Genomic DNA, 15,241 nt, shown 5'->3' with positions numbered 1-15,241 from the left:
TTCAACGCAGTGCCGGCGCGGTTCGCAGCGCCCGCACCGAGGCATCGCCTATGGCAGCGCCGAATTTCTTGGCGAGCTTCTCGGCCACGTTCTCCCGGCGCGTGTAGTCGATCACTTCCTCGGCCTTTACCACTTCGCGCGCAACGAAATCGACGTTGCCGATCTGATCGGCCAGGCCGAGTTCCACGGCCTGCTGGCCGCTCCAGAACAAGCCGCTGAACAGGCCGGGCGTATCGGCCTTCAACCGGTCGCCGCGGCCCTTCTTGACCACATCGATGAACTGCGCGTGGATCTGGTCGAGCATCTTTTGTGCATGCACCCGCTGTGCATCGCTCATCGGGCTGAACGGATCCAGAAAACCCTTGTTCTCGCCGGCCGTCAAGAGCCTGCGCTCTACGCCCACCTTGTCCATAAGGCCGGTGAATCCGAAACCGTCCATCAGCACGCCGATGCTTCCGACGATGCTCGCCTTGTCGACGAAGACCTTGTCGGTCGCCGCCGCGATGTAATACGCCGCCGACGCGCAGGTCTCCTCGACCACCGCGTAGACCGGCTTGTTGTGCTTGGCCCGCAGGCGCTTGATCTCGTCGTTGATGATGCCGGCCTGCACGGGGCTTCCGCCAGGCGAATTGATCAGCAGCACCACACCTTTGGCACCGTCATCCTCGAAAGCAGACTTCATCGCCGCGATCACGAACTCCGCACTCGCATCGCCTCCATTGGCGATTTCGCCCTTGATTTCGACCACCGCCGTGTGAGACGTGGTCTTGGCGGTCGTCGGCGTGCCACGGGACACGGCCAGCCACACCAGGAAAATGAAGAAGGCGAGCCAGCTCAGGCGAACGAAGGTCTTCCAGCGTCGCGTGGCTCTTTGCTCGCGCAGCGAGGCGAAGGCCAGCTTTTCGAGTGTTGCGCGCTCCCAGTTGGGTTGCAGCGTCGGATCGTTCCTCGATGTGTTTCGGGAGGGCGTAGCGCGCTCGAAAGGCTCGAAACCCTCGGGTTCCGTGCGGTTGGAATCGGTCATGTCAGAAAACCAGAGGTTGGAGGTTCCAGGCAGTATGCCAGTGCACCACTCCGTCCCGTTCGCTCAAGGCGATCTTCACCAGGCCGCCGCGACAGGGACCACCGGCGCACTCGCCGGTGTCCGGCTTGTAGACGGCGCCGTGCGTCGCGCAGAGGAGCCATTGGCCGCTGTCGTCGAAGAAGCGATCAGGCTGGAAATCCAGCTCCATCGCGACGTGGCTGCAGCGGTTCAGGTAGGCATGCGGCTGCCCTTCGAAGCGAACGGCAAAGGCCCTGCACGTCTGGCCGCCATGCACCAGGTCGAAGGGAACGGCACGCCCGCCCTCGACCAGGTCGGCCGTATTGCACAGAGGAATGCATTCGCTCATGCGCGGATTTTCATCCGTTCTCGAGAAGCCATTGCGTCAAACCGGACACCGAGTGCGCCACGTGCAGCGGCCCAAGCGCGTCGAAGGTATCCGGCTCGTGCGCGCCGTAGCTCACCCCTACGCTTGCACAGCCGGCGTTGAGCGCGAGCTGGAGATCGTGCGTGGTGTCGCCGACCATCAAGGTGCGCCCGGCCGGCACGTCCAGCTCTTCCATCAATTCGAGCAGCATGCGCGGATGCGGCTTGCCGAAGGTTTCATCGGCCGTTCGAGAGGCATCGAAGCGGTCCCGCAGCGCAACCGTCGCGAGCGCTTCGTTCAGCCCCCGGCGCGACTTGCCCGTGGCCACAGCCAGCTTGTGACCGCGCGCGTGGAGCGCATCGAGCATCGGCAGGACACCGTCGAAAAGCACCAGGTCATCCTGATGCTGCAGATAGTGGTACCGGTAGCGCGCACCGAGCTCGGCGTACTTTTCCTTGGGCACGTCTGGCGCGGCGCGCGCCAGCGCTTCGGCAAGGCCCAGACCGATCACCCAGGCGGCGTCGTTCTCGTTCGGCTTGGCGCCGCCGACATCGACCACAGCGGCCTGAATGCAGCGCACGATAAGCCGCGTCGAGTCATAGAGCGTGCCGTCCCAATCGAAAACTATGAGGTCGAAGCGGCGGGGGCGAATGTCAGTCATGAGTGAGAGGCTGTCGAGGGATGGGCCGCGAGCGCATCGAGCGCGGCCTGCGGCATCAGCGCATGCAGATCCGGCGGCAAGTCGGCCTGCAGCGCCATGCGTTCTCCGCTCGCGGGGTGGGTGAACTGCAGCCGCCAGGCGTGCAGGAACATGCGTTTGAGGCCGAGCTTCTGCAATGCGCGATTGCGCTGGAAGTCGCCGTACTTGTCATCGCCCGCGATCGCATGGCCGCCGGAGGCGAGGTGGACGCGAATCTGGTGCGTGCGGCCGGTCTTGATCGTGACGGCAAGCAGCGAGAACGCAGCGGCGTCGGCAGGAAGACTGACGCGGGCCAGGACCTTCACGAGCGTCACGGCGCGCATCGCGTCGGGATGATCCTTGGCCACCACGCGCACGCGCCGTTCGCCTGGATCGGCCGAGCCTGCCTGACCCGGCAGAAGATACTTGGCGAGCGGCGCATCGAGCACCTTCTTGTTCACCGGCCAGTTGCCTTCGACCAGTGCCAGATAGGTCTTGCCGGTCTCGCGCTCGCGAAACTGGTCCTGCAGCGCCGTCAATGCGCTGCGCTTCTTGGCAACCAGCAGGATGCCCGAGGTCTCACGGTCCAGTCGATGCACGAGCTCCAGAAAGCGCGCGGCGGGGCGCGCGGTGCGCAATTGCTCGATTACGCCGAAGCTCACGCCGCTGCCGCCGTGAACCGCGACGCCTGCCGGCTTGTCGATCGCCAGCAGCGCATCGTCCTCGTAAAGCAGGGGGAATTCGCGCGCGGGCGCCGGCGGCGAGCCGCCGCCCTCTTCCGATCGCGCCGATACCCGCACCGGCGGCAGCCGCAACAAGTCGCCTTCCGCCAGGCGGGTCTCGGCCTGAGCACGTCCCTTGTTGATGCGCACCTCTCCCGACCGGATGATCCGGTAAACATGGGTTTTGGGTACGCCCTTGAGCTGCCGGAACAGGAAATTGTCGAGTCTTTGGCCCGCAGATTCCCCATCGACCGTCAGAAAGCGAACTTCTGCTGCCGCGGGGCTTGGCTTCGCACCTATAATGTTTTTCACCAGCGCGGTCTTGTAAGTGCTTGATTAATCAGAAGTTTAGAGCACTGCCGGAGGCGCTGTGAGGTCGATGCCGCTTAGGCGTTGAGCCCGCAAGCCACGCGCCAACGCGCAGGGCGGCGGGCGCTACATCAAAGTCAAGCCGACGCCCACGAAACACCGATACGGAATACCCAGCCGGCAGGCCATAAGCTGCCGGCGGATCGAAGCGAGTACCTTGTGTTGATACTGCTGATTCAACTTTGCCTGCGCTGGCTCATGCCAGCGGTTGCGGGCATTGAATCGTCGGCAGAGCGCACCACCATTGCGCCAACTGCTATAGAAAATATAGCGCGTCAACACCATATCGGGCTCGCGCCCATCCACGCGCCCCCACCCCGGCTGTCATTGAGCTGACGCTCGATACGGTTGTTCGCGTCCGCGCGGCAACCCAGCAGCAGCCGGGGCACAGTGGCAATTCCTTCGTTTCGCGACGCGTCGTCCGTGCATCGTTAGGTCCGTCATGGACCGGTTAGAACGATAGAACAGACAAAGGAAACGCATCATGAAGCGGATGCTGATCAACGCCACGCAGGCAGAAGAACGCCGCCTGGCCATCGTCGACGGGCAGAAGCTCCTCGACTACGAAATCGAAATCGAAGGGCGCGAGCAGCGCAAGGGCAATATCTACAAGGCGGTCGTGACGCGAGTCGAGCCGTCGCTGGAAGCCTGCTTCGTCGACTACGGCGAGGACCGCCACGGCTTCCTGCCGTTCAAGGAAATCTCCAAGCAGTATTTCGCCGAAGGCGTCTCGGCCAGCCAGGCCCGGATCCAGGATGCGATCCGTGAAGGCCAGGAACTGGTGGTCCAAGTCGAGAAGGAAGAGCGCGGAAACAAGGGCGCGGCCCTGACCACCTTCATCTCGCTGGCCGGCCGCTACGTCGTGCTGATGCCGAACAACCCGCGCGGCGGCGGCGTCAGCCGGCGCATCGAGGGCGACGACCGCGCCGAACTCAAGGAGGCGATGGACCAGCTCGAGTACCCCAAGGGCATGAGCATCATCGCGCGCACTGCCGGCATCGGCCGCTCCGCGCCCGAGCTGCAGTGGGACCTGAACTACCTGCTCAAGCTCTGGGCCGCCATCGACGGCGCCGCCAAGGGGGGCAAGGGCGCCTTCCTGATCTACCAGGAGTCGTCGCTCGTCATCCGCGCGATCCGCGATTACTTCAATCACGACATCGGCGACATCCTGATCGACACCGACGACATCTACGACCAGGCGCAGCAGTTCATGGCGCATGTGATGCCGGAACACGCTGCGCGCGTGAAGCGCTACCGCGACGACGCCGCACTGTTCAGTCGCTTCCAGATCGAACATCAAATTGAATCGGCCTATGCGCGCACGGTGCAGCTGCCCAGCGGCGGCGCGATCGTCATCGATCACACCGAAGCACTGGTCTCAGTCGACGTGAACTCGGCGCGCGCCATCAAGGGCGGCGACATCGAAGAGACCGCCACGCGCACCAACCTCGAAGCGGCCGACGAAGTGGCCCGTCAGATGCGCCTGCGCGACCTGGGTGGCCTGATCGTCATCGACTTCATCGACATGGACGAGTCGAAGAACCGCCGCGAGGTCGAAAGCCGCCTGCGCGACGCGCTGCGCCAGGACCGCGCGCGCGTCCAGTTCGGTTCGATCAGCAAGTTCGGCCTGATGGAAATGAGCCGCCAGCGCCTGAAGCCCGCGCTTTCCGAAGGCTCGTCGATCCCCTGCCCCCGTTGCGGCGGCTCGGGCCACATCCGCGATACCGAATCGAGCGCGCTGCAGATACTGCGCATCATTCAGGAAGAGTCCATGAAGGACAACACGGCCGCCGTGCATGTGCAGGTGCCGGTCGAAGTCGCATCCTTCCTGCTCAACGAAAAACGCCCCGAGATCGCCAAGATCGAACTCAAGCAGCGCGTGACGGTGCTGATGGTTCCCAACAAGACGCTGGAAACGCCCAACTACAAGCTGGAGCGGCTGAAGCACGACGACCCGCGGCTTGATCACATCGAGGCCAGCTACAAGATGGCCGACGAGATCGAGGACCCGACCTCGGTCACGCGGCGCTCGCAGGAGCCGACCAACAAGCAGACGCCGGTGATCAAGGGCGTATTGCCCGACGCGCCGGCACCGGTGGCGGTGCCACGGCCCGAAGCGGCACGCCCGCCGATGGTCGCGCCGGCGCCCGCACCAGTTGCGGCTGCTCCCGTTGCACGCGCTCCCGCCGAATCAGGGCTCTTCGGCTGGATCAAGAGCCTGTTCGGCGCCGCGCCGGCACCAGCACCTGCCCCAGCCACGATTCCGGTGGAAGCGCCCAAGCCGCGCCGGGAAGGCCGCAGCGGCCGGGACGGCGAAGCACGCACCGCACGCGACGGCGAGCAGCGCCGCGGCGGCCGCGGTGAAGGACGCGGCGGTCGCGACGGTGAACGCCGCGGCGCCCGTTCCGGCGAGCGTCGCGAAGGACGCGAAGTCCGCAGCGAGGCGCGCAATGACAGCCAGGTTCGTGAACCCCGCGAGCCCCGTGAAGCGCGTGCGCCCCGCGACGGCGAGCGCCGTGGCCGCGGCGAGCGTCGCGACAGCGACCTGCGCCAACCGCCGACCGAAACAACCGACGTCCAACTCGACGCGCAGGCGATCGCACCGAATGCGTTTGCAGGCGACGAAAGTGCGCCCCCCGCGGAACGCGCACCGCGTGGACGCGGCGAACGCCGGGAACGCGGCGAACGCGGCGTCGACGCAGCGCGTGAACGCACGGGCGACGCCGCCCGCGCAGCGAACGCAGACAGCTCGCAACAACAAGAGGGTGCTGCAGCCGATCGCGGTGTGCGCGGCGGCCGCGAGGAACGCGCGCCTCGCGGCGAGCGCAGCGAAGGCCGCCGCGAGCGGCGCAATGATGGCGCGCCGCGCGCCATCGAAGCACCTTCCGCTGCAGAAGTCCAGCCGCTCGCCGCCGAGGCCGCTGAGATCGGCAACGCCGGTGATGCTTCGAACGAAGATTCCGCGCCGCGGCGCGACGGCGACGAACGCCGAGGTCGCTCTCGCGATCGCTACGGCCGCGATCGCCGAGAGCGCGGCCCACGCGAAGAGGGCGAGCCGGCTCCGACCGCATCCGTACTCCCGCCCGCGCCCGTCGGCGCCTACGACGGCATCGAGATCGAAACGGCGCCGCCCGTGCCAGTGCTTCGCACCGAACGGCCCGCAGCCGCACCCTCGACCCCCAGAGTGGTCGAAGCCTCCGCCCCGAGCTCGCGCGCGCTGCCGAAGGTGCAGCCCTTCGAGCTGCCGCTGGACGAGCTCGCCCAAGTGGCCGAGGGCTCGGGATTGCATTGGGTGAATTCGGATGCCGAGCGCGTGGCGCAGGTTCGCGCGGCGATCGCGGCGGAACCCAAGCCCGTTCATGTCCCGCGCGAGCGCCCGCCCGCGATCGTGGTCGACGAGGGCCCGCTGGTGCTCGTGGAGACCCGCCGCGACCTCGGCAACATGGTGCTGCCGTTCGAAGGCGCAACGCACGACGCAAGCGCGCGCCGGTAACGCCGCTACCGGGGGAGGCGGCGCGCCTCCCTCGCGTTCGACGCGGCAGTTCCTCGTGCCGAGACCATCTCAAGGGCCTGCGCCAGCGCCAGCGCCGCCACTCCGCATCGCGATCGCCTGCCGTGCCGTTCATCGAATGCCATCGCAAGCGCATCGACCGCCTCAATAACCCAGTGCGCTGCTGCGGTAGCTTTTTGTAATCCTTTCGAATTGCTCCGGCACGCCATATGCTTGCTGCACTGCAGCAACCACGGAGGCAAGAACTAAGTCACGAAATCGACGAACGGCGTTTGCAAACAACACTCAGTCGTCAAGAAGCGTTAACATGTTGTCATACAAAAGACCTACACTTCCAGCGACTATGCTGCGCTGCACCAATCGGTGTGGGAGCATATTCACCGAATACGCAACTTACACTGCTTGACGAAGGGTGTACGTCTTTTGTTCACAAGACAACGAAAGAATCTTGTGTTCAAATTCTTGCGAATAGTAGTAAAGCGTTACACTGCTGCACTCTGGCCCCGAAGTTGAGGGCAGCACCCGTTTGGGGGATTTTTAAATGTTTCGTTCCGACTCGACCGCACACGGCAACGTGGTCCGACGCTTCACCCCTGATGGCGGTGGATCGTCCGCGCCTCCAGCGTACCTACGCCCGCGCAACCTCACTCGCCTCGAGCGCGCGACGAAGCGCGCCATCGATATCGTGGGCGCGCTGACATTCTTCATCCTCTTCGGGCCCCTCTATCTGCTCGTTGCACTCGGCGTTCGCATCAGCATGGGCCGTCCGGTCCACTTCTGGCAGAACCGCCTTGGAGAAAGCGGCCAGCGGTTTCGCTTCTACAAGTTCCGCTCGATGGTGCACAACTCCGAAGTGGTGTTGGACGAATTTCTGAGCCGCAACGACATGGCCCGCACAGAGTGGGACACCTTCCAGAAACTCGAGAAGGATCCGCGCATCACGCCGATCGGCCAGTTCATCCGCAAGCTGAGCCTCGACGAACTGCCCCAGTTCTGGAACGTGCTCAAGGGCGACATGAGCCTGGTCGGTCCGCGTCCCTGCATGGAGCGTCAACGCAGCCTCTACGGCAAGGGCTGGGAACACTATTGCGCCATGCGCCCGGGGATCACGGGCTTGTGGCAAGTCAGCGGCCGCAATCGCCTGTCGTATGCAAGACGCGTCGAACTCGACATGGAGTACGTCAGCAACTGGTCGCTCTGGCTCGACATCAAGATCCTGTTGAAGACCGTGCGTGCAGTCATCACCGGCGAGGGCTCGCGGTGAGCGCGATTCAGCCGATCGTCCTCTGCGGCGGCAGCGGCACCCGCCTGTGGCCGTTGTCGCGCAAGACCCTGCCCAAGCAATTCGTCCCGCTGATCGACAACAAGAACCTCCTGGTGCTCACGCTGGAACGCCTGCGTCGGTTGAATACCGAGGTGACTTGCGTTGCTGCAGAAGAGCACCGCTTTCTGGTTCAAGAAAGCATCGAAGCGGCGGATGTCTGCGGCAAGCAACTGCTCGAGCCGGTGGCACGCAACACGGCTGCCGCGATGTCGGCGATTGCTCTTCTGGCCGATCCGGAGCAGCTGCTGCTGTTCGCGCCCGCCGATCACCACATCCCGGACGCCGATCGCTTTGTCGCCACGATCCAGAAAGGGATTCCCGCCGCGCTGGCCGGCTATCTCGTGACCTTCGGCGTGGAGCCGACTTTTCCCAGCACCGCCTACGGCTACATCCGCCAAGGCGAAAAACTCGACGCCGCATTGGGCGAAGCGGCGGGTCATGCCGTGGCCGCCTTCGTCGAGAAGCCTGCCGCGGACCACGCCGAGCACCTGCTGCTCGCGGGCGGCCACCTCTGGAACGCCGGAATCCTTCTGGTCCAGGCCAAGGTGCTGATCGCCGCAGTCGAGCAGCATGCATCCGACATCCTCGACAGCTGCAGGCAGGCCACTGCCGCCATCGTGACCGACGGCGATTTTCTGCGCATGGACAGCGCCGCGTTCGGCCGCTGCCGCAGCCAGAGCATCGACTACGCGGTACTCGAAAAATGCGATCGCGTTGCCGTCATTCCCTTCCAGGGCCGATGGAGCGATGTCGGAAGCTGGAACGCGGTTGCCGAGCTGCACGATGTGGACGATGAAGGCAACCGGATCAGCGGCCAGGGTTTTGCCATGGGTGCGCGCAATACCTTCATCTATGCGCCCAACCGCCCCGTCGTGGCGTTGGGCACCAAGGATCTGCTGGTGGTGGATACGCCGGACGCGCTGCTGGTTGCGCACAGCGACTGCGCCGAGCAGGTCAAGGACGTGGTCGCCCTGCTCACGACGCAGGGCCACAGCCAGGCCACCCGCCATCGCCGCATCCCCCGGCCTTGGGGTGCCTATGACAGCATCGACGACGGCGAGCGTTTCGCCGTCAAGCGCCTGACGGTCAAGCCCGGCGCGCACCTTGCGCTGCGAATGCACCACCATCGCGCCGAGCACTGGGTGGTGGTCCAGGGGACGGCCAGAGTGGTGTGCGACGATAAGGTGCTGCTGGTCAAGGAAAACGAATCGATCTACATTCCCGTCGGTGCCCGATACATGCTGGAAAACGCCGGCAAGACCTTCCTCGAGGTGATCGAAGTCCAGACTGGCGGCTATCTCGGCGACGACGACATCGTGCGCTTCGACGATCTGCCCGCGGACGCCGCCGATCCGCAGCGACGACTCGCCTGAGGGCCCAGGTCGGAGAGCGCCGGCCCCATCCTCCCCCGTATCAAGGTCTATTTCAATGAACGAGTTTCAGAAGCGGATTTTCGTGGCGGGACACCGCGGCATGGTGGGCAGCGCGATCGTGCGATGCCTGGTCGAGAAGGGCTATACCAACATCGTCACCCGAAGTCGTGCCGAACTCGACCTGACGGACCAGGCCCAGGTCCGGGCCTTCTTCGCCGCGGAAAAGCCGCAGGAGGTCTACGTGGCGGCGGCCAAGGTCGGCGGCATCCACGCCAACAACAGCTATCCGGCGGAGTTCATCTATTCGAACCTGATGGTCGAGGCCAACCTGATCCACGAGGCCTGGCGCACCGGCGTGAGCAAGCTGCTTTTCCTCGGGTCGAGCTGCATCTATCCGCGGCTCGCGGCGCAGCCCATGGCGGAGGATGCGCTGCTGACCGGCAAGCTGGAGCCGACCAACGAGCCGTACGCCGTCGCCAAGATTGCAGGCATCAAGCTGTGCGAAAGCTACAACCGCCAGTACGGATGCGACTTCCGCAGCGTGATGCCGACCAACCTCTATGGCCCGGGCGACAACTACCATCCCGAGAACAGCCACGTCCTGCCCGCCATGATCCGCCGCTTTCACGAAGCCAAGCTCGCCGATGCACCCTCGGTGGTGATCTGGGGAACGGGCACGCCGAAGCGGGAGTTTCTCTACGTCGACGACATGGCAGGCGGCTGCGTCCACGTGATGGACCTTCCGCGCGAAATCTACGCGGCCCATACGGAGCCCACGACCAGCCACATCAATATCGGCAGCGGCGAAGACCTGTCGATCGCGGAACTCGCCCAATTGGTGAGCGAAGTGGTGGGCTACCGCGGCGCCATCCGCTGCGATGCGAGCAAGCCCGACGGCGCACCACGCAAGCTGCTCGACATTTCGCGGATTCGCGAACTCGGCTGGACGCCCAGGACGACGCTGCGCGCCGGCGTGATGCGCGCCTACGAAGACTTCTGTAGCGAAGAACTCGTTCCTTCCTGAGGACTTGCCTTCCGTGCTTCGATGCCCAGCATGACCGTCTCCTCCGTCTCCCTGATTCCGCCTGGAACGGGCGGCGTGCGGGACTATGCGACCGCGGTGGGCAATCCACTTCACGCGCCGCTGATGGAGCTCACGCGCGGCACCGACACCGCCTCGCTGAAGGGAGAGTTCCTGCTCCTGCATTTCAGCGGTTACGGTTTCCAGAAGCGCGGGATTCCGTTGTGGCTGGTCAACAGGATCGACGGCTTGCGCACGCAGTTCAAGGCCTTCGGCATCGTGTTCCATGAACTCTTCGCAACCGGCCCACCATGGGGCTCAGCGTTCTGGCTCAGCGGCTGCCAGCAGCGGATCGCGCGCGACCTGCTGCGCCGATCCGATTTCTGGGTGACGAACCGGGAGGAATCCGCGCGCTGGCTGCGGGAGCATTCGCGGACCACGCCGCACCGGGTGCTGCCGGTGTTCTCGAATGTGGGCGAGCCCGCCTCGATCGAGACCGAACGGCGGCGCAAGCTGGTGGTTTTCGGCAGCGCCGGCATCCGGGCCCAGGCCTACGAGTGGTCGGAGGGCGAACTCTTCCGCTGCGCCAAGCGCAACGGGCTCGAAATACACGACATCGGCCCCGCGATGCCGGAAGGCCCGCTCTCTCGACAGTTGGCGCGGGAGGGCGTGATGGCGCACGGCAAGCTGCCGGCCGCACAGGTGAGCTTAGCGCTGTCCAGCGCGGACTATGGCGCCCTCGCCTACCCTCCGGACTACGTCTCCAAGAGCAGCATCTTTGCGGCCTACAGCTCGCACGCCGTTTGCCCCATCCTGCTGTGGGAAGAGTATGGCGTGCACGACGGCTTGACGCCCAACGTGCACTATGCTCGCGGTTTCGATGCGGTCGACCGATCGGCCGTCGATCCGCGCGTCATCGGACGCGAAGCGCACAAGTGGTACGTACCGCATCGCATCGATGCGCACGTCGACGCGCTCCGGACATTGACCACCGAGGTACAAAGGTGAGCGACAACAACGGCATGCAAACCGGCGGGGTACGCCCATGAGCGCGATCGCCGCAAGCGTCCCTCGCGCGACGAACCGGGCCGCGTCGCTCAGCCGCGCCGGCCAGCTTTTTCTTGCCGTCTTCCTGATCGTCGTTTTCGAGGGGGCGGTGCGCAAGTGGGTGTCCTCCGCGTCCACGCTTCCTCTGATCCTGCTGCGCGACCTGCTGGCCTTCGCGCTGGTCGTCTATGCGTGGAGGCATGGTCACCTGAAGCGCTACAAGAAGATCACGGCCGCCATGCTCGCATGGTCGTGCCTGGTGATCGGCTGGGGACTGCTGCAGCTCGTCGGCGGCGAAAGTTCACCGGTCGTGTTTGTGATCGGGCTGCGTTTCTGGCTGCTCTACACGTGGTTCGCCATCGCGGCTGCCGCCGCCATGAACGAAACGGATTACCGGATCGCAGTGCTTGCAGCCGCCGTCGTGATGGTGGTGCTGGCACCGCTGGCAGTGCTGCAGCACTACTCGCCTCCCGGCGCGCGGATCAACACCCAGCTGGACGGCGACGAGGAAAGCGTCTTCGTCGCGGTGGTGGGCGTGGTCCGCACCACGGGCACCTTCAGCTTCACCTCCGGCTATGCCACCTACCTGACGATGGTGGCGCCCCTGGTGTTCGGCATCCTGGGCGCCAGGAAGCGAAACACCAGGCAGTTCCTGTTCGCGATCGCCGTGTTCGTGGCCTTCGCTACGGGCGCGCTGGTGAGCGGCTCCAGAACGGCGGCGATCACCTCGGGGATGATGCTCATGGCCTACCTGGTCGGCAGGCTGCTGTTCTCGAAAGCACGCAACAAGGTTGGCGCAGCGGTGGCGGTGGTCATTGTGCTGGCATTGACGGCGCTCTTCGCCTATGTTTTTCGCGATGCCATCGGCATCACGCAGACACGCTTCGAACAGGCGGCGGAGGCCGAAAACTTCGGCGAACGGGTTCTCACCGTTCTGTTCGGCGAACCCTGGGTCTACGACCTCATGAACTGGTTGGGCTACGGCGTGGGTTACGGATCCAACCTCGCGACCTACGTTCGCACCGGAGCGGCGGATGTCTTCGCGCTCGCGGAAGCCGAAGGCGGCCGCATCCTGATGGAAGGCGGCTTGCTGGGCGTCGCCTACATCGCGGTCAAGTACGTGGTGCTGGGCCTCGGAATGCTGTGGAGTCTCAGAATCTCGATCCGGACAAATTCCCCCTACGCCGTGCTGGTGTGGCTGACCACCACGCTTGCCATAGTCAGCTGGCCCGCGCTCGGCCAACTGACGGCCAATGCGCTGCTCGGCATCATGCTGGCCTACGCCCTCCTGGTTTTCCGCTATCCGAGGCTCGAAATCTTCCCAAGCCGCGCCTCGCGATCGTGAGACTGCTTCATCTCATTCCATCCGTCGATCCCCGGGGCGGCGGCCCCATCGAGGGAGTCCGGCGGATCCATGATGCGCTGGCGGGCATGGGGCACGAAGGCGACCTCGTGAGTCTGGACAGCCCCGACGCCGGCTTCGTCGCCGACTATCCGGGCAAGGTAATCGCGACCGGCCCCTCGATCTCGAGCTACGGCTACAACGAGCGCCTGCTGCCGTGGCTCAAGGCGCACGCCGGCGACTATGACGCCGTCATCGTCAATGGCCTCTGGCAGTACGTCGGCTTCGCCGCCTGGCGCGCCCTGCACGGCTCGTCCACGCCCTACTTCGTCTACAGCCACGGCATGCTCGATCCGTGGTTCAAGCATCGCTACCCGCTCAAGCACCTCAAGAAGTGGCTCTACTGGCCCTGGGGCGAATACCGCGTGCTGCGCGATGCGTCCGCCGTGCTCTTCACCTGCGAAGAAGAACGCCTGCTCGCTCGGCAATCGTTCTGGCTCTATCGCTGCCGGGAGGTGGTCGGCTCTTATGGCACCACTGTGCCGCCGCAGGATGCCAAGGCCTTGTCCGAGGCCTTTCTTTCGTCTTTTCCCGAGCTGCGGCAGAAGCGCCTGCTGCTGTTCCTGGGCCGTATCCACGAGAAGAAAGGCTGCGACCTGCTGATCGAAGCCTTTGCGCGCGTGGTGGCGGCTGCGCCGGACGTCCAGCTCGTGATGGCGGGCCCCGGCGACGAAGACCTGACCCGGCAATTGCAAAGCCGAGCGGCCAGCCTCGGCATCGCCTCGCGCATCAGCTGGACCGGCATGCTGTCGGGCGATTTGAAATGGGGCGCGTTCCATGCATGCGAGGTGTTCTGCCTGCCCTCGCATCAGGAGAACTTCGGCATCGCGGTAGCGGAGGCGCTGGCCTGCAGCCGGCCGGTGCTGATCAGCGACAAGGTCAACATCTGGCGCGAGATCGCGGCAGACCAGGCGGGCTTCGTCGAGTCCGACACGCTCGAAGGCACGATCGCGCTGTTGCGGCGCTGGCTGGATTCGACCCCCGCCGAACTCGCGGCGATGCGCCTCGCCGCGCTGCGCTGCTTCGACAATCGGTTCCAGATGAAACAGGTGGCGGAAAAGCTGGTCCGCACCATTCGCGAACACTCGCCGCAACCCGCCTGATCCATGAAGCTGCTCGTCTACGGAATCAATTTCGCCCCGGAACTGACCGGCATCGGCAAGTACACCGGAGAAATGGTCGCGTGGCTGGCAGCCCGGGGCCACGAGGTGCGCGTAGTGACCGCGCCGCCCTACTACCCCGACTGGGCGATCTGGCCGGGCTACCGCGCCTCGCGCTATACGCAGGAGACCTGGGGCGGCGCCACGGTGCTGCGCACGCCGCTGTGGGTGCCGCGCAAGGTCAGCGGCGCGAAGCGTCTTCTGCACCTGGCGAGCTTCGCGCTGGCCAGCGTGCCGGCCCTGTTCGCACAGTGGCGCTGGAAGCCCGACGTGGTGTGGGTGACGGAGCCGCCGCTCTTCTGCACGCCGGCGGCGCTGATCTTCGCGCGGTTGCGCTCGGCCAAGACCTGGCTGCACATCCAGGACTACGAAGTCGACGCCGCCTTCGAGCTCGGGCTGCTCAAGGGCGCACGGCTGCGCGCATTCGTCGCCGCGGTCGAGCGCGGACTGATGCGCCGCTTCGACCGCATCTCCACCATTTCACAGCGCATGATCGAACGCGCGAGCAGCAAGGGCATCGAGGACGCGCGACTGATTTCCCTGCCTAACTGGGCCGACGTATCGGCCATCCAGCCGCTGCAGGCCGACAGCCCCTACCGCGCCGAACTGGGCATCCCGTCCGACGCCGTGGTCGCCCTCTACTCCGGGAACATGGGCGCCAAGCAGGGGCTGGAACTGCTGGCCGAGATAGCCCTCATGCTGAAGGATCAGCCCGGCCTCCAGTTCGTGTTCTGCGGCAACGGCGCCGGCCGCGCCGAACTGATGAAGCGCTGCGAGCAGCTCGCCAACGTCCGCTTCCTCGATCTGCAGCCGGTCGATCGCCTCGGCGACCTGCTGGGCCTGGCGGACATTCATCTGCTGCCGCAGCGCGCGGATGCGGCGGACCTGGTAATGCCCTCCAAGCTCACCGGCATGCTGAGCAGCGGCAGGCCGGTGGTGGCCGGCGCGCGTGTCGAGACCGAGCTCGGCAAGGTCGCATCCGAATGCGGTATCGCCGTGCCGCCCGATGACGCGAAGGCTTTTGCTGCAGCAGTGCTCTCGCTGGCCTCGCAGCCCGAGCTTCGAAGCGAACTGGGGCGGCATGCCCGCACTTTTGCCGAAACGCGGTTCGATCGCGATACCGTGCTGGCACAGTTCGAACGCGACCTGCAGGCCTGCGTGGCGCGCATGGCGCACCGTCCGGCCACCTGACGCCATCCTGCTGCGCCGGGCGGCCGCCCGGTG

The 15,241-nt window shown here is 65.3% G+C and carries 12 protein-coding genes; 8 read left to right on the top strand and 4 right to left on the bottom strand.

The genetic code is table 11. The features are described 5' to 3' along the window. Position 1 precedes the first annotated feature (1 nt). The 4 genes from EJI01_RS16645 to EJI01_RS16630 are packed head-to-tail and all read right to left on the bottom strand — an operon-like array spanning position 2 to position 3,122. Entirely contained in the window at positions 2-1,024 is a 1,023-nt protein-coding gene (locus tag EJI01_RS16645) for a S49 family peptidase (RefSeq protein ID WP_126838258.1), read from the bottom strand. A 1-nt stretch (position 1,025) separates the two neighbouring features. Beyond that, complete coding sequence (locus tag EJI01_RS16640) at positions 1,026-1,391, bottom strand: Rieske (2Fe-2S) protein (RefSeq protein WP_126838257.1); 366 nt, start codon at positions 1,389-1,391, stop codon at positions 1,026-1,028. A gap of 10 nt (positions 1,392-1,401) precedes the next feature. Next, the gene (locus EJI01_RS16635; protein ID WP_126838256.1) at positions 1,402-2,070 is read right to left on the bottom strand and encodes an HAD-IA family hydrolase; all 669 of its coding nucleotides are present in this window, start codon (positions 2,068-2,070) and stop codon (positions 1,402-1,404) included. Continuing rightward, complete coding sequence (locus EJI01_RS16630; protein WP_126838255.1) at positions 2,067-3,122, bottom strand: RluA family pseudouridine synthase; 1,056 nt, start codon at positions 3,120-3,122, stop codon at positions 2,067-2,069. Before EJI01_RS16630 ends, EJI01_RS16635 begins: the two co-directional genes overlap by 4 nt. Positions 3,123-3,663: 541 nt before the next feature. Between EJI01_RS16630 and EJI01_RS16625 the strand changes: the two genes are divergently transcribed. From EJI01_RS16625 to EJI01_RS16590, 8 genes are all read left to right on the top strand, one after another. Next, on the top strand, positions 3,664-6,672 hold the full coding sequence (locus tag EJI01_RS16625; protein WP_126838254.1) for an Rne/Rng family ribonuclease: 3,009 nt from the start codon (positions 3,664-3,666) through the stop codon (positions 6,670-6,672). Positions 6,673-7,231: 559 nt separating this feature from the next. Next, on the top strand, positions 7,232-7,954 hold the full coding sequence (locus EJI01_RS16620; RefSeq protein WP_126838253.1) for a sugar transferase: 723 nt from the start codon (positions 7,232-7,234) through the stop codon (positions 7,952-7,954). Continuing rightward, complete coding sequence (locus tag EJI01_RS16615; RefSeq protein WP_126838252.1) at positions 7,951-9,387, top strand: mannose-1-phosphate guanylyltransferase/mannose-6-phosphate isomerase; 1,437 nt, start codon at positions 7,951-7,953, stop codon at positions 9,385-9,387. Before EJI01_RS16620 ends, EJI01_RS16615 begins: the two co-directional genes overlap by 4 nt. A 55-nt stretch (positions 9,388-9,442) precedes the next feature. Continuing rightward, entirely contained in the window at positions 9,443-10,411 is a 969-nt protein-coding gene (locus EJI01_RS16610) for a GDP-L-fucose synthase family protein (protein WP_126838251.1), read from the top strand. 30 nt (positions 10,412-10,441) lie between these two features. Further along, a complete protein-coding gene (locus tag EJI01_RS16605) occupies positions 10,442-11,416 on the top strand; it encodes a hypothetical protein (RefSeq protein WP_126838250.1) in 975 nt (324 codons plus the stop codon). A 37-nt stretch (positions 11,417-11,453) separates the two neighbouring features. Continuing rightward, positions 11,454-12,800: a hypothetical protein gene (locus EJI01_RS16600; RefSeq protein ID WP_126838249.1), complete on the top strand. Its 1,347-nt coding sequence runs from the start codon at positions 11,454-11,456 to the stop codon at positions 12,798-12,800. Further along, complete coding sequence (locus EJI01_RS16595) at positions 12,797-13,960, top strand: glycosyltransferase (protein ID WP_126838248.1); 1,164 nt, start codon at positions 12,797-12,799, stop codon at positions 13,958-13,960. Before EJI01_RS16600 ends, EJI01_RS16595 begins: the two co-directional genes overlap by 4 nt. Positions 13,961-13,963: 3 nt before the next feature. Continuing rightward, positions 13,964-15,208, top strand: coding sequence for a glycosyltransferase WbuB (locus EJI01_RS16590; RefSeq protein ID WP_126838247.1), 1,245 nt, complete (start codon positions 13,964-13,966; stop codon positions 15,206-15,208). Positions 15,209-15,241: the final 33 nt, after the last annotated feature.

This window comes from Variovorax sp. MHTC-1 (assembly GCF_003984645.1).
In the GTDB taxonomy this organism is placed as follows: Bacteria; Pseudomonadota; Gammaproteobacteria; order Burkholderiales; family Burkholderiaceae_C; genus Variovorax.
Note: the sequence above shows the minus strand (reverse complement) of the source record. Positions and strands in the feature narration are given on the sequence as shown.

What these genes read in the sequence shown, in the direction of transcription:
- EJI01_RS16645 (WP_126838258.1), bottom strand. Translation starts at nt 1,024, where the DNA reads ATGACCGATTCCAACCGCACGGAACCCGAGGGTTTCGAGCCTTTCGAG.
- EJI01_RS16640 (WP_126838257.1), bottom strand. Translation starts at nt 1,391, where the DNA reads ATGAGCGAATGCATTCCTCTGTGCAATACGGCCGACCTGGTCGAGGGC.
- EJI01_RS16635 (WP_126838256.1), bottom strand. Translation starts at nt 2,070, where the DNA reads ATGACTGACATTCGCCCCCGCCGCTTCGACCTCATAGTTTTCGATTGG.
- EJI01_RS16625 (WP_126838254.1), top strand. Translation starts at nt 3,664, where the DNA reads ATGAAGCGGATGCTGATCAACGCCACGCAGGCAGAAGAACGCCGCCTG.
- EJI01_RS16620 (WP_126838253.1), top strand. Translation starts at nt 7,232, where the DNA reads ATGTTTCGTTCCGACTCGACCGCACACGGCAACGTGGTCCGACGCTTC.
- EJI01_RS16610 (WP_126838251.1), top strand. Translation starts at nt 9,443, where the DNA reads ATGAACGAGTTTCAGAAGCGGATTTTCGTGGCGGGACACCGCGGCATG.
- EJI01_RS16605 (WP_126838250.1), top strand. Translation starts at nt 10,442, where the DNA reads ATGACCGTCTCCTCCGTCTCCCTGATTCCGCCTGGAACGGGCGGCGTG.
- EJI01_RS16600 (WP_126838249.1), top strand. Translation starts at nt 11,454, where the DNA reads ATGAGCGCGATCGCCGCAAGCGTCCCTCGCGCGACGAACCGGGCCGCG.
- EJI01_RS16590 (WP_126838247.1), top strand. Translation starts at nt 13,964, where the DNA reads ATGAAGCTGCTCGTCTACGGAATCAATTTCGCCCCGGAACTGACCGGC.